The organism is Dyella sp. SG562 (assembly GCF_011759495.1).
Taxonomy (GTDB): domain Bacteria; phylum Pseudomonadota; class Gammaproteobacteria; order Xanthomonadales; family Rhodanobacteraceae; genus Dyella_D; species Dyella_D marensis.
The window spans coordinates 447,974-464,948 of the sequence record NZ_JAAOYS010000001.1; the positions used below are offsets into that span (position 1 = coordinate 447,974).

General features: G+C 66.9%; 12 protein-coding genes. 7 read left to right on the top strand and 5 right to left on the bottom strand.

What is annotated here, in order from left to right; genetic code table 11:
• Positions 1-106: 106 nt before the first annotated feature.
• A complete protein-coding gene (locus tag FHW84_RS01950; RefSeq protein ID WP_208399572.1) occupies positions 107-2,449 on the bottom strand; it encodes a GH92 family glycosyl hydrolase in 2,343 nt (780 codons plus the stop codon).
• A gap of 205 nt (positions 2,450-2,654) precedes the next feature.
• Here FHW84_RS01950 and FHW84_RS01955 point away from each other — a divergent pair, with 205 nt between their 5' ends.
• From FHW84_RS01955 to FHW84_RS01970, 4 genes are all read left to right on the top strand, one after another.
• The gene (locus FHW84_RS01955) at positions 2,655-3,707 is read left to right on the top strand and encodes a LacI family DNA-binding transcriptional regulator (RefSeq protein ID WP_167252431.1); all 1,053 of its coding nucleotides are present in this window, start codon (positions 2,655-2,657) and stop codon (positions 3,705-3,707) included.
• Positions 3,708-3,808: 101 nt separating this feature from the next.
• A complete protein-coding gene (gene fucP, locus FHW84_RS01960) occupies positions 3,809-5,059 on the top strand; it encodes an L-fucose:H+ symporter permease (RefSeq protein WP_243867845.1) in 1,251 nt (416 codons plus the stop codon).
• A 12-nt stretch (positions 5,060-5,071) separates the two neighbouring features.
• On the top strand, positions 5,072-6,052 hold the full coding sequence (locus FHW84_RS01965) for a carbohydrate kinase (RefSeq protein WP_167252433.1): 981 nt from the start codon (positions 5,072-5,074) through the stop codon (positions 6,050-6,052).
• Positions 6,049-7,275: an AGE family epimerase/isomerase gene (locus FHW84_RS01970; RefSeq protein ID WP_167252434.1), complete on the top strand. Its 1,227-nt coding sequence runs from the start codon at positions 6,049-6,051 to the stop codon at positions 7,273-7,275. Before FHW84_RS01965 ends, FHW84_RS01970 begins: the two co-directional genes overlap by 4 nt.
• A 71-nt stretch (positions 7,276-7,346) precedes the next feature.
• Here FHW84_RS01970 and FHW84_RS01975 read toward each other — a convergent pair whose 3' ends face one another.
• A complete protein-coding gene (locus FHW84_RS01975) occupies positions 7,347-7,802 on the bottom strand; it encodes a carboxymuconolactone decarboxylase family protein (RefSeq protein WP_167252435.1) in 456 nt (151 codons plus the stop codon).
• A 179-nt stretch (positions 7,803-7,981) separates the two neighbouring features.
• Here FHW84_RS01975 and FHW84_RS01980 point away from each other — a divergent pair, with 179 nt between their 5' ends.
• A complete protein-coding gene (locus tag FHW84_RS01980) occupies positions 7,982-9,388 on the top strand; it encodes a PLP-dependent aminotransferase family protein (RefSeq protein ID WP_167252436.1) in 1,407 nt (468 codons plus the stop codon).
• 329 nt (positions 9,389-9,717) lie between these two features.
• On the opposite strand, the gene FHW84_RS01985 is transcribed toward FHW84_RS01980, so the two are convergent.
• The 3 genes from FHW84_RS01985 to FHW84_RS01995 are packed head-to-tail and all read right to left on the bottom strand — an operon-like array spanning position 9,718 to position 15,532.
• A complete protein-coding gene (locus FHW84_RS01985) occupies positions 9,718-11,214 on the bottom strand; it encodes an efflux transporter outer membrane subunit (RefSeq protein WP_243867811.1) in 1,497 nt (498 codons plus the stop codon).
• A complete protein-coding gene (locus tag FHW84_RS01990) occupies positions 11,211-14,408 on the bottom strand; it encodes an efflux RND transporter permease subunit (RefSeq protein WP_167252437.1) in 3,198 nt (1,065 codons plus the stop codon). Before FHW84_RS01990 ends, FHW84_RS01985 begins: the two co-directional genes overlap by 4 nt.
• Positions 14,405-15,532, bottom strand: coding sequence for an efflux RND transporter periplasmic adaptor subunit (locus FHW84_RS01995; protein WP_343203551.1), 1,128 nt, complete (start codon positions 15,530-15,532; stop codon positions 14,405-14,407). Before FHW84_RS01995 ends, FHW84_RS01990 begins: the two co-directional genes overlap by 4 nt.
• Positions 15,533-15,687: 155 nt before the next feature.
• On the opposite strand from FHW84_RS01995, the gene FHW84_RS02000 reads away from it, so the two are divergent.
• Together FHW84_RS02000 and FHW84_RS02005 are read left to right on the top strand one after the other, a co-directional pair.
• Positions 15,688-16,296: a TetR/AcrR family transcriptional regulator gene (locus tag FHW84_RS02000; RefSeq protein WP_167252439.1), complete on the top strand. Its 609-nt coding sequence runs from the start codon at positions 15,688-15,690 to the stop codon at positions 16,294-16,296.
• A 14-nt stretch (positions 16,297-16,310) separates the two neighbouring features.
• Entirely contained in the window at positions 16,311-16,805 is a 495-nt protein-coding gene (locus FHW84_RS02005) for a gluconokinase (protein ID WP_167252744.1), read from the top strand.
• Positions 16,806-16,975: the final 170 nt, after the last annotated feature.

A 16,975-nucleotide genomic window follows, 5' to 3' on the forward strand; every position in this document is an offset into this window, starting at 1 on the left:
AGCTCAAAAACTCTTTACTTCGCCCCGTTGATACGTTGTGGCGAGCCCCGGCCCCTCATCCGCCTGCCGGCACCTTCTCCCCGGAGGGGAGAAGGTTTCTTTTCTTTTACTTCCCGTAAGCACTCATCGCCGCCGGCCTCGCAGCAGCCGCCTGCCCCCAGCTGCGGTCCGGCTGCGCCTGCATGCGGAAGTGCAGCTCACCGCCGGCCAGGATCTCGCCGTGATGGAGGAACACGCGGTCCAGCGGCTTGCCGTTGAGGGTCACCTCGCCCACGTAAGGATGGGCGTCGTCCAGCGGCTCGGCGGACACCGTGAAGGTCTTGCCGCCATGCAGATGCAGCGTGGCCTTGCGCACGAACGGACGGCCGATGGCGTACTCGTCGCTGCCGGGCGCGACCGGATAGAAACCCAGCGCGGTGAACACGTACCAGGCCGACATCTGGCCCAGGTCGTCGTTGCCGGCCAGGCCGTCCGGGCGCGGTGCGTACTGGCTGTCCATGATCTGCTTCAGGCGCTGCTGGGTCTGCCACGGCGCGCCGGCATAGTCGTACAGGTAGGCCAGGTGATGGCTGGGCTCATTGCCGTGGGCGTACCAGCCGATCAGGCCGGTGATGTCCTCCACATGGGCGAACTGCTTGGGATCGACCTTGGCGTCGAACACGCTGTCCAGCTTCCGCACGAAGGCCTGGTCGCCGCCCATCGCCGCGATCAGCCCGGCCACGTCCTGCGGCACGTACCAGCTGTACTGCCAGGCATTGCCCTCGGTGTAGTCGCTGCCGTAGCCGGCTACGTCGGGATTGAACGGTTCGCGGAACTGGCCGTCGGTCTTGCGCGCGCGCATGAAGCCGGTCTTGGCGTCGTAGGCGTTGCGCCAGTTGCCCGCGCGCCTGGCGAACTGCGCGGCCACGTCCTGGCGGCCCATGGCCTTGGCCATCTGCGCGATGGTCCAGTCGTCGTAGGCGTATTCCAGCGTCTTGGAGGCGCCTTCCGGCTCCTTGTCGATCGGCACGTAGCCGCGCTGCATGTATTCGCCCAGGCCCCCGTACGGCGCATAGGTGGCGCTGGCCACCATCGCGTCCAGGCCGGCCTTGGCGTCGAAGCCGCGGATGCCCTTCACATAGGCGTCGGCGATCACCGGCACCGCGTGGTAGCCGATCATGCACCACGTCTCCAGGCCCTGGTACGCCCATACCGGCAGGATGCCGAACGGGCTGGCCTCGCGCGCGGCGATCAGCGACTGCACGAAGTCCACGCTGCGCTGCGGCTGCAACAGCACCATCAGCGGCTGCTGCGCGCGGTACACGTCCCACAGCGACCAGGTGGAATGGAACTCGAAACCCTGCGCGCGATGCACGGCGTTGTCCGGGCCGCGGTAGTCGCCGTTGACGTCCATGCTCAGCGTCGGCGACAGCATGGCGTGGTACAGCGAGGTATAGAAGCTGGTGCGCTGCTCCTTCGGCGCGTCCACGTCGACCACGCCCAGCACCTGGTTCCACGCGTTGCGCGCCTCGGCGCGGCGGGCGTCGAAGTCCCAGCCCTTGCCGTCGGTGTCCAGGTTGGCCAGCGCATTGGCCTCGCTTACCGGCGAGATCGCCACCTTCACCTGCAGCGGCTGCTTGAGCTGGCCGAAGTCGAACACACCGACGATGGCGCGGCCTTGCTGCGCGTCCTGGTCTTCCGGCTGGTGGCCCGGGCCCTTGAAGCCCTTGTAGGCCACGTCGGTCTCGCGGTCGTACAGATGCCGCGCGGCCAGCGGCTGCGAGAAGCGCATGGCGAAGCACAGCTCGCGGCCCGGCGCCCAGCCGCGGGTCTGGCGGCAGCCGGTGACGGCGCCGTCCTTGTGCACGCGCAGCGACGACCACAGCACCTTGCCGGCGTAGTCGTAGATGCTCGGGCGCAGGTCCAGCAGCAGATGCGCCGGCTGCCCGGCGGGAAAGGTGTAACGGTGCCAGCCCACGCGGCGGCCGGCGGTGAGTTCGGCGCGCACCTGGTAGTCGCTGAGGGTGACGGCGTAATAGCCCGCTTCCACCTTTTCGCTGTCGTGGCTGAAGCGCGAGCGGTAGCCGCTGCCGGGCTGGGCCGGGTCGCCCGGTTCCAGCTTCGGCTCGCCGGCCACCGGCATCACCAGCACATCGCCCAGGTCCGAATGGCCGGAACCGGAGAAATGCGTATGGGAGAAGCCGAGCAGGCTGGTGTCCCCGTACTGGTAGCCGGCGGCCCACTTATAGGCGTGCTTGAAATCCGGCATGGCCGTGTCGGGCGAGAGCTGGATCATGCCGAACGGCACCGTGGCGCCCGGGAAGGTATGGCCGTCGCCGCCGGTGCCGATGCGCGGGTCGACGTCCGCGGCGTGGCCCGGCTCGGCGGCGTGGCCGGCCCCCGCCGCCAGCGACAAGGCCAGTGCCAGCAGGGCCGGCGCGAAGCCCGGCTTAAACGAAAACTTGACCATCGGCATCTCCCCAGGACGTGGTTTGCGGCGCAATTCCGGTCGACCGAGGTGCCTGCTGCTTGGTCGACCGTCCTGGCCGGCAAGTTTGGATCGTTCCAAACCGGGGAAGCTAACACCCCACCGATGGCCGGTGCATGCTGCAGTGCGAGATCACTATCCTTATGGAATCGACTACTTTTGGATCGTTCTAATGGCCGCGAGAACCATGGAAAGCTCGACCTCGATCCGCCGCAAGATCACCCTGAACGACATCGCCGCCGGTTGCGGCGTGTCGCGCGCCACTGTGTCCCTCGTGCTGCGCGGCAGTCCACTGGTGAACAAACACACCCGGGCGCGGGTGGAAGAAGAACTGCGCAAGCAGGGCTACGTCTACAACCGCGCCGCGGCCAATCTGCGCCGCCGCACCTCGTCGAGCATCGCGCTGGTGCTCAACGAACTGGGCAATCCGTTCTTCGCGGAATTCGCCGCGGGCGTGGATGAAACGCTCGGCCAGGCCGGCTTCGTCACCTTGCTCGGCAGCACCGGCGAATCGGTGGAGCGCGAGCAGGCGGTGCTGAGTTCGCTGATCGAACATGGCCCGGGTGGAATCATTCTCTCCCCCGCCGAAGGCAGCGCCGCCGAGCGCGTGCTCGCCGCGGTGGGCGCGCAGACGCCGGTACTGCTGTTCAACCGCGAGCTCGGCGGCAACCTGCCGGAGTACGCGCACTGGGACCGCCTGATGCTGGACAACCAGCGCGGCGCCAGGCTCGCCACCGAACACCTGATCGCCCAAGGCCACAAGCGCATCGCGTTCTTCGGCGGCCATGGCGATTCCAGCTCGTGCCGCCAGCGCCATGCCGGCTATGTCGAAGCGATGAACGCGGCCGGCCTGCCGATCGCGCCGCGCTGGCGCGTGGAAACGCTGCCGACGCGCATGGACGCCGCGCGCGCCTGCGCCGACCTGTTTGCCGCCAAGCCCGCGCCCACCGCGGCGGTCTGCTACAACGACGCGGTCGCGCTGGGCCTGATGCTCGGCCTCAATCAGCGCGGCATCCAGCCGGGCCGCGATTTCGCGCTCACCGGCTTCGACGACGTGGCCGAGGCGGCCTTCAGCATGCCGCCGCTCACCACGCTGGCCACCGATCCGCGCGCCCGCGGCCGCCAGGCCGCGCAACTCCTGCTCGCGCGCCTGCGCAAGCCGCAGGCCGATGCCACCACCACGGTCGCGCAGGTGACCCTGGTGGTGCGCGAAAGCAGCGGCGCACCGCGCACGACCTGATTCCTACTCCGAGGAAACCACCCATGGCTTTCGCCTCACCACCCGCCCCGTCGAACACTGCGCTCCCCGGGGCGGCCAAGGAGCGCTACACCGATTACCCGATGGCGATGGGGGTGCTCACCAGCATCTTCTTCATGTGGGGCTTCCTCACCTGCCTCAACGACATCCTGATTCCGCATCTGAAGGCGGTGTTCCAGCTCAATTACGCCGAGGCGATGCTGGTGCAGTTCACCTTCTTCGGCGCGTATTTCCTGATGTCGCTGCCGGCGGGCCGGCTGGTCGCGCACCTGGGCTACAAGAAGGGCATCGTCGCCGGCCTGGCTATCGCCGGCGTCGGCGCGGCGGGTTTCTGGCCCGCCGCGGCGATGCATTCCTACGACGCCTTTCTCGGCGCGCTGTTCGTGCTGGCCACCGGCATCACCGTGCTGCAGGTGGCCGCCAATGCGTATGTCGCCCTGCTCGGTCCTGAGAAAACCAGTTCCAGCCGCCTCACCCTGGCGCAGGCGCTCAATTCGCTCGGCACCTTCCTGGCGCCGAAGTTTGGCGGCCTGCTGATCCTCTCGGCCGCGGTGCTGAGCGCCGAGCAGATCGGCAAGCTCTCGCCCGCCGAACAGCTGGCCTACCGCGCGCAGGAAGCGCAGACCGTGCAGGGCCCGTACCTGGGCCTGGCCGTGGTGCTGTTCCTGCTGGCGATCTTCGTCTACCTGTTCCGCCTGCCCACGCTGAAAGAAAGCACCGAGCAGGCCGACACCGGCCATCACACGCTGATCGATGCGCTGCGCCACCCGCACGTGCTGTTCGGCGTGCTGGGCATCTTCTTCTACGTGGGCGGCGAGGTGGCGATCGGCAGCTTCCTGGTCAATTACCTGTCGATGCCGGACATCGGCAACATGAGCGAACAGGCCGCCGCGAACTGGGTGGCCTATTACTGGCTGGGCGCCATGATCGGCCGCTTCATCGGCTCGGCGCTGCTGGCCAGGCTGTCGCCGCGCAAGCTGCTGGCGATCTTCGCCGCGATCAACATGGCGCTGGTGCTGACCACCATGTCGACCAAGGGCGCGGTCGCGATGTACAGCGTGGTGTCGATCGGCCTGTTCAACTCGATCATGTTCCCCACCATCTTCTCGCTCGGCATCGAACGCATGGGCCCGCTGACCGGCAAGGCGTCCAGCCTGCTGATCATGGCCATCGTCGGCGGCGCGCTGGTGCCTTACGTGCAGGGCCTGTTCGCCGACCGCATCGGCGTGCAGCACGCGTTCTTCCTGCCGCTGCTGTGCTACGCCTACATCGTTTTCTACGGCCTTTACGGCTCGCGCATCAAGAGCGACACCCCAGTCGCCGCCACCCACTGAGATCCCCATTCGATGGCACGCAATATCCTGTGCTTCGGCGAAGCACTGATCGACTTCCACGCCGAGGGGCGTGACGCGCAGGGTTTCCCGCGCAGCTTCATTCCTTTCGCCGGCGGCGCGCCCGCCAATGTCGCCGTGGCCGTGGCGCGGCTGGGCGGCCCGGCCGCCTTCGCCGGCATGCTGGGCCAGGACATGTTCGGCGACTTCCTCCTGGACAGCCTGCACCGCGCCGGCGTCGACACCGGCGGCGTGGCGCGCACCGGCGAGGCCAACACCGCGCTGGCCTTCGTCGCGCTGGACAGCCATGGCGAGCGCAGCTTCAGCTTCTACCGCCCGCCCTCGGCCGACCTGCTGTTCCGTCCCGCACATTTCCGCGAGGAAAGCTTCCGCGACGCAGCGGTGTTCCACGTCTGCTCCAACAGCATGACCGAAGCCGCGCTGGCCGAAGCCACCCGCGAAGGCATGCGCCGCGCGCATGCGGCCGGCGCGTGGGTGAGCTTCGATCTCAACCTGCGCCCCGCGCTGTGGCCGCAGCAGAGCGCCTCGCACGACGAACTGTGGCCCGCGCTGCACCTGGCCGACGTGGTGAAACTGAGCGCCGAGGAATTCCACTGGCTGGCCGGCGACGCCGGCGAGGAAGCCGCGCTGGAACGCCTGTGGGCCGGCCGGGCGCGCCTGCTGGTGATCACCGACGGCTCGCGCACCTTGCGCTGGTTCCATCCCGACGCTTCCGGCGAAATGCCGGTCTACGCCGTGCCCACGGTGGACAGCACCGCCGCGGGCGACGCCTTCGTCGGCGGCCTGCTGCATCGACTGGCCACGGTGGAGAAAGGCGACGGCCAGCTCGACCATCTCGTCGCCGAACTGCCGCGGCTGCACGCCATGCTGCGCTTCGCCGCCGCCTGCGGCGCCCTCACCGTTACCCGCCTGGGTTCGTTCGCCGCCATGCCGGACGAAGCCGAGGTGCTCGCTTTCATGGACGCCCACGCATGAATTCCCCCGTTAACACCCCGAATTTCGGCAGCGAAGCCTTTCTGCGCGCGCATATCGCGCACACCATGGCCTTCTACCATCCGCACGCGATCGACCCCGCCGGCGGCTTTTTCCATTACTACAAAGACGACGGCACCATCTACGACCGCAGCCACCGCCACCTGGTGAGCAGCACGCGCTTCGTCTTCACCTACGCCATGGCCGCGCGCGAATTCGACGACAAGCGCGCCGAATACCTCGACGCCGCCCGCCACGGCCTGCGCTACCTGCGCGAAGTGCATCGCGACGCCGCCAGCGGCGGCTATGCCTGGACCATCCGCGACGGCAAGCCGGAAGACCGCACCTATCACGCCTACGGCGTGGCCTTCGTGCTGCTGGCCTACTCCACCGCGCTGAAGGCCGGCCTCACCGAAGTGCGCCCGTGGATGGACGAAACCTGGGAGCTGCTGGAAAAGCGCTACTGGGACGCCGACTTCGGCCTGTACCGCGACGAGGCCGACGAGCACTGGAACTTCAGCGGCTACCGCGGCCAGAACGCCAACATGCATATGTGCGAGGCGATGCTCGCCGCCTACCAGGCCAGCGACGAGCCGCGCTATCTCGAACGCGCGCTCACCCTGGCCGACAACATGACCCGCCGCCAGGCCGCCAAGGCCGAAGGGCTGGTGTGGGAGCACTACGACGTCGACTGGAATATTGACTGGAAATACAACCTCGATAATCCCAAGCACCTGTTCCGCCCCTGGGGTTTCCAGCCCGGCCACCAGACCGAATGGGCCAAGCTGCTGCTGATCCTCGAACCGCTGCTGCTGGAGCGCAACCGCGAGGAGAAGTGGCTGGTGCCGACGGCGCAGCATCTGTTCGACACCGCGCTGGATCGCGCCTGGGACAAGGAATACGGCGGCATCGCCTACGGCTTCGCGCCGGATGGCAGCGTGTGCGACGACGACAAGTATTTCTGGGTGCAGGCGGAATCGCTGGCCGCGGCGGCGCTGTTGCATGCGCGCACGGGCGAGGCGAAGTACGACGAGTGGTATCAGAAGCTGTGGGCTTACTCGTGGGAGCACTTCGTCGATCACAAGTACGGTGCGTGGTTCCGCATCCTCACGCGTGACAACCGCAAGTACGACGATGAGAAGAGCCCGGCGGGCAAGGTGGATTACCACACCATGGGGGCTTGCTATGAGGTGATGGAGCTTATCCGCGCGGGCGGCAAGCCCTGACCTGGCACCCATCTGGCGTAGGTTGGGGTTCGCCTGCGGCTCACCCCAACCTACGCCGCCAGCACCAGTTGTTACAGATCGAGCACCGCCTGCGGCGTATTGCGGAAACTGATCGCCATCCGGTTGTACGTATTCATCAAGCCAATGGCGATAGTGAGATCCACCAGCTCCCGCTCATCGAACACCTTGCGCACCGCCGCATAATCCGCATCGGGCACCCCGGTTTCCGCCACCCGCGTCACCGACTCCGCCCACGCCAGCGCCGCACGCTCGCGCTCGTCGAACAGCTCGCCGGCTTCATGCCAGGCCTGCAGCAAGGCCAGCTTCTCCACCTTCACGCCCTTCTTCAGCAGATCCCGCGTATGCATATCCAGGCAATACGCGCAGTTGTTGATCTGCGAGACGCGCAGATAAACCAGGTCGACCAGCACCGGCGGCAAGCTGCTCTGCGTCACATAGCCATACACACCGCCCAGGGCTTTGACGCCGCCCGGCGCGACCTTGCTGTAATCCAATCGGTTGCTCATCTGCGGTTCCTCAGGTTGATGTCGAATTATCGGCGCCGGCCAGAACCAGCGCGGCAAAACATTGCGATAGCGGCGGAGCGGCTCTTGGCCGCGGGTCTCCTCGGGACCTGCGCAGTGTGAGCCGCCCCTGGGCCATCGCACAGAACCAAGAATCAACTTTCCGTGTGTACCATGACGCCATGGCCAAGCCCCTGCAGATAGCGCTGGACCGGTCCGCCCGGACGCCGCTGGCCGAACAGATCCGCGCCGCCATCGCTGCCGCGATCGAAGCCGGCCTGCTGGCCCCGGGCGCGCGCTTGCCGTCGTGGATCGACCTGGCCACGCAACTGGGTGTTGCCAGGGGCACGGTGCGCCAGGCCTACGAGCGGCTTGCCGATGCGCAATTGATCGAAGCCTCGCGCACCAGCGGCACCCGCGTCGCCGACCGGCCGTCCAGCCCGCCGAAAAAACTCGAACAACCCTCCGCCGGCCCCTTCATGGAGATGTACGAGGAACTCACCGCGGGGCCGGCGATTTTCCAGATGGGCGTGCCCGCGCAGGAAACGCTGCCGGCCAAGCTGTTCACCAACGTGCGTTCGTTTGCGCTGCGGGCGGAATCCAATGCGTCGGTGGTTTATCCCGACCCGCGCGGCGAACAGGAACTGCGCCGCGAGATTGCCGCCTACCTGGCCATTGCGCGCGGCATCCATTGCCTGCCGGCGCAGATCGTCATCACCAGCGGTTTCAGCGGCGGCCTTGGCCTGACGCTGCGTGCGCTGGGGCTGGACGGCAAAAAGGTCTGGATGGAGAACCCCGGTTTTCCATTCACCCGGCACGGCCTGGAACTGGCGAAGCTTCAGATCGCACCGGTGCCCGTCGATGCCGAAGGGCTGAATGTCGACGCCGGCATCGAGCGTGCGCCGGATGCGGCCCTGGTGGTGGTGACACCCGGACAACAAGCACCACTCGGCCCCACGCTTTCATTGGCCAGGCGTCTGCAATTGCTCGACTGGGCCGGACGGCAAGGCGCCTGGATTATCGAAGACGATTATCTGAGCGAACTGCAGCTCGCCTCGCGCGCCGCACCGGCACTCGCCTCGCTGGATCACGGCCAGCGCGTCATTCACCTCGGTTCGTTCAGCAAGACCATCAGCCCTGCCCTGCGCCTGGGCTTTATCGTCGTCCCGCTCCCGCTGGTCGCGCAGTTCGCCGAAGTGGCCGCCTGCCTCGCACCGGCGCCGTGGCCGGTCGTGCAATTGGCGGCCGTGCACTTCATCCGCGACGGCCACTACATGCGCCATCTGCGCCGCATGAAGAACCTCTATTCCGCCCAACGCAACGCCTTGCTGGCCTGTCTTGCCGAACGCGATTTCGAAGTATCGACAGCGGGCCTCGCCGTACTGCTGCACCTGCCGGACGGCACGCCGGATATGGCGATCATCAAGGCCATGCTGCCGTTCGGCCTCGCTCCCGCACCGCTGTCGCCGTGGTATGCGCAACCGGATGCGGCGAAGTCAGGGCTGCTGCTGGGCATTGCAACGTCGCCGCAAAAACATGTGGCGCGATCGTGCGACCGCATGGAAGAAGTCATCCGCCGCTTCGTCTGAGCGCCAACGAAAAACAACGATGCCGGGAAGGTTTGCGGCCGGAGCCGCGGGTACAGGACGCTGCCCGCAAACCCGACCCGTGGCCTCCGGTCGCAAGCCTTCCCGGCATCGAAGCGGGAATGATGCGCCGCATGCTTGTAAAGAAGCGATGCGGCGCGGGTGGTTAGGTATATAGATGCCGTAAAAGTTCAAGCCAACGAAATGCTTGCTACAGAGTCCCTTCTCCCCTCCGGGGAGAAGGTGGCGGCAGCCGGATGAGGGGCGGGTGCTCGCGACGACGCATCTACGAAGAGAAGAAAAGCATTTAGGTTTTCTCGACCCTCAGCGCATCACTCCGCCCGGCCCCTCACCCCAACCCTCTCCCCGGCGGGGAGAGGGGGATGGAGGGTGTCGCTCGAAGGTTCACCCATCGCCTGATACAACGCCGCCGTATCCACCAACCGCTGCGCCGTCGCCTGGATCTCCTGCAAACGCGCATTCTGCCAACGCTGCTCGCCGGCCAGCGTCATCGGATACGACACCGAACCCAGCCGATACCGACTACGCGCATCGTCGAACGACTGCTTCGCCGACACCGCCCCGCTCTGCGCCGCCTGCAACGCCAGCGCATCCTGCTCCAACGCCGTCAAGGTATCGGCCACATTCTGGAACGCACCCAGCACCGTCTGCCGGTACTGCGCCAGCGACGCATCGTAAGAAGCGATAGCCGCCTTACGCTGCGCCCACAGCGCACCGCCGTGGAAGATCGGCTGCGTCAGCGAAGCGGTGGCACCCCAGATCGTGCTGGCTCCGGTAAACAGCTTCGAACGGTCGAACGCCGCCGAACCCAGCGAAGCCGACAGCGACAGGTGCGGAAACAGATTGCCAGTCGCCACGCCCACTTCCGCGGAGGCCGCACGCACCGCCGCTTCCGCCGCCAGCACATCCGGCCGCTGCTGCAGCAGCTCCGAAGGCACCGACACGGGAACCTCCGCCGGCAACTTCAGTTCCGCCAGCGGAAACACCTCCGGCGCCTGATCCGGCGTACGCCCGAGCAGCACCGCCAGGGCATGGCGCTCGCGCAAGGCCTGCGCACGCAGACCCGGCAGGCTGCCCTCGATGGCCGCCGCATTGCGCTGCGCCGCGAGCAGATCCTCGTTCGCCGCCGCGCCCAGCCGATACGCCTTGCCGGTCAGCTCTACCTGCTCGCGCGCCAGGGCCGCCAACCGCTCCGTGGCCTCGACCTGCTCCGCCAAGGCCGACGCCGTCACCGCCGAGATCACGATATTCGCCGCCAGCGCACGCCGCGCCGCATCGAACTGATACGACTGCGCATCCACCTGCGCCGCCGCTTGCTTCACTTCATTGCGCGATACGCCGAACAGGTCGAAGTCGTAGCTCAGCTGCAGCTGCCCGGCATACACGTTGTAGATATTGGTGGGCTTGCCGACATTCGGCAGCCCCAGCGCACGCTCGCGTGTCGCCTGGCCACCCGCATCGAGCGATGGCCACAGCGCATCGCCCACCACCGCCCGATACTGCTGGCGTACCGATTCCAGCGTATGCCGCGCTGCTTCCAGCGAAGGACTGCGCTGCAGGCCTTCATCCACCAGCGCATCGAGCTTGGTTGATCCGTAAGCCTTCCACCACTCCGGCACCGCGCGCTGGCCAAGGCTGAAGCGCTGCGCCACGCCACCGGCTTCCGCGGTGGACTCCGGCGTCGGCGCCACCGCGTAATGCTCCGGATCAGCCATCTTCGGCGGCTTCGCCGGCGGCGCGAACGAACACCCCGCCAGCGCAACCACCACACCCATCGCAGCCACATGGGCCCAACGCATGCGCATCATGGCCGCACCTCCTTCGACACTTCATCCGATTTGACGCGATACCAGGCCGCATACAGCGCCGGCAGATAGAACAAGGTGAGGATGGTCGCCACCGTGATGCCGCCCATCAGCGCCGTCGCCATCGGCCCGAAGAAGTTGCTGCGCAGCAGGGGAATCAGGGCCAGCACCGCCGCGGCCGCGGTCAAGGTAATCGGCCGGAAACGCCGCACCGTGGCACCGACGATCGCCTCCCAGCGCGGATGCCCTTCGCGGATATCCTGCTCGATCTGGTCCACCAGGATCACCGAGTTGCGCATGATGATGCCGAACATGGCGATCGTGCCCAGCATCGCCACGAAGCCGAACGGCTGGCGGAACACCAGCAGCGACACGATCACGCCGATCAGCCCCAGCGGCGCGGTGAGCACCACCATGAAGGTACGGCCGATGCTCTGCAGCTGGATCATCAGCAAGGTGAGCACCGCGATCACCATCAGCGGCATCTGGTCATTGATCGAACCCTGCGCCTTGGCGTTCTGCTCCACCGAACCGCCCACTTCGATGCGATAGCCCACCGGCAGGCCCTTGCGCAGCTCGCCCAGCTTGGCATCGATCGCATTGGTCACGTCCAGGCCCTGCGCGCCGTTGCGCGTATCGGACTGCACGTTGATCGAGGCCTGGCGGTCGCGTGCCCAGATCACGCCGTATTCCAGGCCGTAATGCACCTTGCCCAGTTGCGCCAGCGGAATGGCCGCGCCACCCGGGGTGGGCAAGGCCAGCCGCTCGATCTGATCCGGATGCACGCGCTCATTCTTCGGCGCACGCAGATCCACGCCGATCAGCTTGTCGCGCTCGCGGTACTGCGTGATGGTGGTGCCGGACAGCGACATGGCGAGGAAGTCGGCCACGTCCTGCGAACTCACGCCCAGGCGGCGCGCCGCGGTCTGGTCGATCTCGAAGCGCACCGAGCGCTCCGCCGGCTCGTCCCAGTCGAACTGCACGTTGCGCGTGCGCGGGTCGGCGCGCATCACGCCGGCGATCTTCTCGGCGATGCCGCGCACGGTGGCGATATCGTCGCCGCTGACGCGGAACTGCACCGGGAAGCCCACCGGCGGTCCGTTCTCCAGCCGGCTGACACGCGTGCGCACGGCGCTGAAGTCGCGGGCCAGCACGCCGTCGAGCACCTTGGCCAGCGCCTCGCGGTTCTCCACGTCTTTCGCCGTGACCACGAACTGCGCGAAGTTAGGCTGCGCCAGCTGCTGGTCCAGCGGCAGGTAGAAGCGCGGCGCGCCGCTGCCGACGAAGCTGACGTAGTTCGCCACTTCCTTGCGGTCCTTCAGCACGTTCTCCATGCGCTTGACCTGTACGAGGGTGGCGTCGAACGAGGCGCCTTCGGGCAGGCGCAGGTCGACCAGCAGCTCGGAGCGGTCGGAGCTGGGGAAGAACTGCTTCGGCACCAGGCCGAAACCCGCCATCGACACCACGAACAGCGCCACCGTCACCACCAGCACCAGCACGCGGTGCTTCAGGCAGTAATCGAGCATGCGGCGGAAGCGCTGGTAGAACGCGGTGTCGTAGATCTCGATATCGCCGCCATGCTCCGGCCGCGTCTTCGCCTTCGCCCGCCGCGCCTCGTTCCAGCGCGCCGGCATGAAGCGCGCCCACCACTCGCTGCCCGGCTGCACACGCGCGTGGTGCTCCGGCAGGAAGTGATAACCGAGCAGCGGGATCACGATCACCGCCGCCAGCCAGGACAGCAGCAGCGCGATCGCCGATACCTCGAAGATCGAACGCGTGTACTCGCCCGTGCCCGACTTGGCCAGCGCGATCGGCAGGAAGCCCGACACCGTCACCAGCGTGCCGGTGAGCATCGGGAACGCGGTGCTGGTATAGGCAAAAGCGGCGGCACGCGCCCGGCTCCAGCCCTGCTCCAGCTTCACCGCCATCATCTCGACCGCAATGATCGCGTCGTCCACCAGCAGGCCCAATGCCAATACCAGGGTGCCCAGCGAAACCTTGTGCAGGCCGATGCCCATCAGCTCCATGCACAGCGCGGTGGCGGCCAGCACGAAGGGAATCGAGATCACCACCACCATGCCGGTGCGCAGGCCCAGGCTGAGCAGGCTGACCAGCAGCACGATCGCCACGGCTTCGGCCACCGACTCCAGGAAATCGTCCACCGAATGCGCCACGGCGTGCGGCATGCTGGTCACTTCCGCCAGCTTCAGCCCCGCGGGCAGGCGCTGCTGCAACTTGGCGGTGGCTTCGTCCAGCGCCTTGCCCAGATGGATCACGTCGCCACCCGGCTGCATGGTGATGCCCACGCCCAGCACCTGCTGCGACATGAAGCGCATCTGCTGGCCGGGCGGGTCGTCGTAGCCGCGGCGGATGGTGGCGATATCGCCGAGGCGGAAGGTCTGCCCGCCGGCGCGCAGCAAGGTGTTCTCCAGCGCGGCCATGTCGTTGAACTGGCCGCTGGGGCGCACATACACGCGGTCGTCCGCCGTGCTCATCACGCCGGCCGAAGCCACCGCGTTCTGCGCATTGATCGCCTCGGCAATCTGCTGCGGGCTGATGCCGAGCTTGGACAGGCGCGCGTTCGGCATCTCGATGGTGATGCGCTGGTTCTGGTCGCCGAGGAAATCGACCTTGCCCACGCCCGGCACGCGCAGCAGTTCGGCGCGCAGCTGGTCCGCGTAATCGTGCAATTGCGCCGGCGTAAAGCCGTCGCCTTCCAGCGCGTAGATGTTGGTGTAGACGTCGCCGAATTCGTCGTTGAAGAACGGCCCCTGCACGCCCGGCGGCAGTTGCGCGCGGATATCGCCCACCTTCTTGCGCACCTGGTACCAGGTGTCGGGCACGCTGGAAGCCGGTGCGGAATCCTTGATGTTGAAGAAGATCAGCGATTCGCCCGGACGCGAATAACTGCGCAGGAAATCGATCGACGGCGTTTCCTGCAGCTTGCGCGAGATGCGGTCGGTAACCTGGTCCTGCACCTGCTTGGCGTCGGCGCCGGGCCAGAAGCTCTGGATCACCATCACCTTGAAGGTGAACGGCGGGTCCTCCGACTGCGACAGCCGGCTGTACGAGAGCATGCCGAAGACTGTGATCATCACCATCAAGAAGATCACGAAGGACTGATGGCGCAGCGCCCACGCGGAGAGATTGAAGCGGCCTTCTTCGTGGCCGCTTTCCTGGCTGGACGGCTGCGTCATAGCGGGCTGTCCTCGGCATGCGGCGGCGCCATCGGGGCCACCTTCTCGCCCGCGCTCACCGCATGCACGCCCTGCATCACCACGCGCTCGCCGGCTTCCAGGCCGCTGCCGACCAGCACGTCGCGCTCGCCGTAGCGCAGCACGGTGACCGGGCGCAGTTCGAGCGTGGCATCCGCGGCGCGCACCACCCAGACCGCGGGGCGCTCGCCTTCGTGGAACAGCGCGGTGGCGGGCAGGCGCACGGCTTTGGCCGTGGGCGCATCGCCCGCGAGCGCAACGTCGGCGGTCATCCCAAGCCGCACGTGCGGATCCGGTGCATCCAGGCCGAGCTTCACGCGATAGGTGCGCGTCTGCGGATCGGCCGCCGGCGCCACCTCGCGCACGTGCGCAGCCAGCGGCTGGCCCTGCACCGACAGCAGGCTCACCTTGGCCGGCTGCCCCGGCTGGATCTTGGCGACGCGGTCTTCCGGTACGTCCACGTACACATCGCGCTCGCCGGACCACGCAAACCCGAACACCGCCTGCCCCGCCGCCAGCACCTGGCCCACTTCGGCGTGCTCGCTGGTAATGGCGCCGTCGCGGTCGGCGATCAGCGCGTTGTAGCGGCTCTGGTTGCGTGCCAGTTCGTACTGCTGCTTGGCCTGCGTCTGCGCGGCCAGCGCGGAGGCGTAGGCATCGCGCGTCTGGTCCAGCTGCAGCTGGCTGATCAGGTTTTCCTTGGCCTGCGCCTCGTCGCGGTCGCGCTGCTGGGTGGCGAAGCTCAGGCGGTGTTCGGCCGCGTCCAGCGCGGCGCGGGCGGCGGCTTCGTTCTTGCCGGCGTCGGCATCGTCGAGGCGGGCCAGCACCTCGCCCTTCTTCACCGTGTCGCCCAGGCGCGCTTCGCGGGAGATCAGCTGGCCGGGTACGCGGAAGGCCAGCGGCATTTCGTAGCGGGCGTGGATTTCGCCGGGGAAGCGCAGGGTCTGCGCGCCGTCGGCGGCAGGCGCCGGCAGCGCGATCACCGGCCGCGCGGCCTCGGCGTCCGGGGCCTTGTGGCCGCAGCCGGCCAGCAGGGCCAGCGCCGCGGCGGCAGCCAGCCACGCCGCGGGGCGGCGGGCGCCCGCTGTGGATAGGGGGTAGGTCACGAGCCAACTCCTGGTAAGGCGGGGACGGGGGTGCCGGCGCCGGGCCATGCCGCTGCCGGCGCCTTGATACGTCGCCGCACTCTAATACAGTGTTGTATTTGAATTCAAGAAAGCATCCAAATGGTGACTTTCGGCCTACGTGCTAGGATCGCCCCATGGCACGTAAACGACTGACCCGCGAAGAAAGCCGCGACCAGACCAACCAGCGTCTGCTCGAAGCGGCCGCCCATGTGATCGCCAGGAAAGGCTTCGCCGCCGCCAGCGTCGAGGACATCGCCGCGCACGCCGGCTATACCCGCGGCGCGTTCTATTCCAACTTCAAGAGCAAGGCCGAGCTGTTCATCGCCCTGCTCAGCCAGGACCACCAGTGCGTGCAGCAGGATCTGCAGAAGATCCTCGACGCCCCGCTGTCCATCGCGGACATGCAGGCGCAGATCTCGCAGTACTACCTGCAGGTCTACCGCGACGAAAAGAATTTCATCCTGTGGGCCGAAGCCCGCGTGCTGGCCCTGCGCGACGCCAAGTTCCGCGCGCGCCTCAATGCCTATTGCCTGGAAAAGCGCGACGATATCGCTTCGATCATCGAGCAGTTCTACAAGATGATGGGCACGGAGCCACCCGCTCCGCCGAAGGACCTTGCGTTCGGCACCATGGCCTTGATCGACGGCATGCGCTTCTTCAACGAGACGATCCCGAAGGAGCTGACGGACGAGGCGGCGATGCATGTGCTTGGGGTGATGTTTAATTCGACGTTCTTTAAGTAATCGCCGTGACGGCGATGCCTGCCGTAGTGGTGATGGGCGTGGCCGGTTGCGGCAAGTCCACGGTTGGCATTGCGCTGTGCGAACGTGTTGGCGCGCGCATGATCGAGGGCGACGCGTTTCATCCGGAAAGCAATATTCGCAAGATGAGTGCGGGTGTTCCGCTGGACGATGCGGACCGCGCGGGGTGGTTGGCGCGGCTTGGCGAGGAGTTGGCCAAGGCGGTGGCCGGTGGCGAAACCGTGGTGCTGGCCTGCTCGGCGTTGAAGCGGCGCTATCGGGATATGCTGCGTGCGGCGGTGCCTGAGCTGGGCTTTGTGTATCTGGAGTTGACGCCGGATGAGGCCAGGGAGCGGGTGGCGCATCGTCGTGGGCATTTCATGCCGGCGACGTTGATCGAGAGTCAGTTTCGGGATCTGGAATCACCGCACAACGAGCAGCATGTGTTGTCGGTGCGCGCGACTGCTCCTTTGGAAGCGATCGTCGAAGATATCGCCGCCTGGTGGTGCTGACGACTCCATAGAAAGAACCCCTTCTCCCCTCCGGGGAGCACGCGGGGAGCGCACAGGGATGTGCGCGGTTTTGAGGAGCGAGGAAGGTGGCGGCAGCCGGATGAGGGGCCGCTCTAGCCACGGCCTTGCTACGAAGTGAGGAAAAAGCTCTTAGGCTTTTTTGAGCCTCG

Bases quoted from the DNA above. Each gene is read 5' to 3' on its own strand.
- FHW84_RS01950 (WP_208399572.1), bottom strand. From the start codon at position 2,449: ATGGTCAAGTTTTCGTTTAAGCCGGGCTTCGCGCCGGCCCTGCTGGCA.
- FHW84_RS01955 (WP_167252431.1), top strand. From the start codon at position 2,655: ATGGAAAGCTCGACCTCGATCCGCCGCAAGATCACCCTGAACGACATC.
- fucP (WP_243867845.1), top strand. From the start codon at position 3,809: ATGGCGATGGGGGTGCTCACCAGCATCTTCTTCATGTGGGGCTTCCTC.
- FHW84_RS01965 (WP_167252433.1), top strand. From the start codon at position 5,072: ATGGCACGCAATATCCTGTGCTTCGGCGAAGCACTGATCGACTTCCAC.
- FHW84_RS01970 (WP_167252434.1), top strand. From the start codon at position 6,049: ATGAATTCCCCCGTTAACACCCCGAATTTCGGCAGCGAAGCCTTTCTG.
- FHW84_RS01975 (WP_167252435.1), bottom strand. From the start codon at position 7,802: ATGAGCAACCGATTGGATTACAGCAAGGTCGCGCCGGGCGGCGTCAAA.
- FHW84_RS01980 (WP_167252436.1), top strand. From the start codon at position 7,982: ATGGCCAAGCCCCTGCAGATAGCGCTGGACCGGTCCGCCCGGACGCCG.
- FHW84_RS01985 (WP_243867811.1), bottom strand. From the start codon at position 11,214: ATGATGCGCATGCGTTGGGCCCATGTGGCTGCGATGGGTGTGGTGGTT.
- FHW84_RS01990 (WP_167252437.1), bottom strand. From the start codon at position 14,408: ATGACGCAGCCGTCCAGCCAGGAAAGCGGCCACGAAGAAGGCCGCTTC.
- FHW84_RS02000 (WP_167252439.1), top strand. From the start codon at position 15,688: ATGGCACGTAAACGACTGACCCGCGAAGAAAGCCGCGACCAGACCAAC.
- FHW84_RS02005 (WP_167252744.1), top strand. From the start codon at position 16,311: ATGCCTGCCGTAGTGGTGATGGGCGTGGCCGGTTGCGGCAAGTCCACG.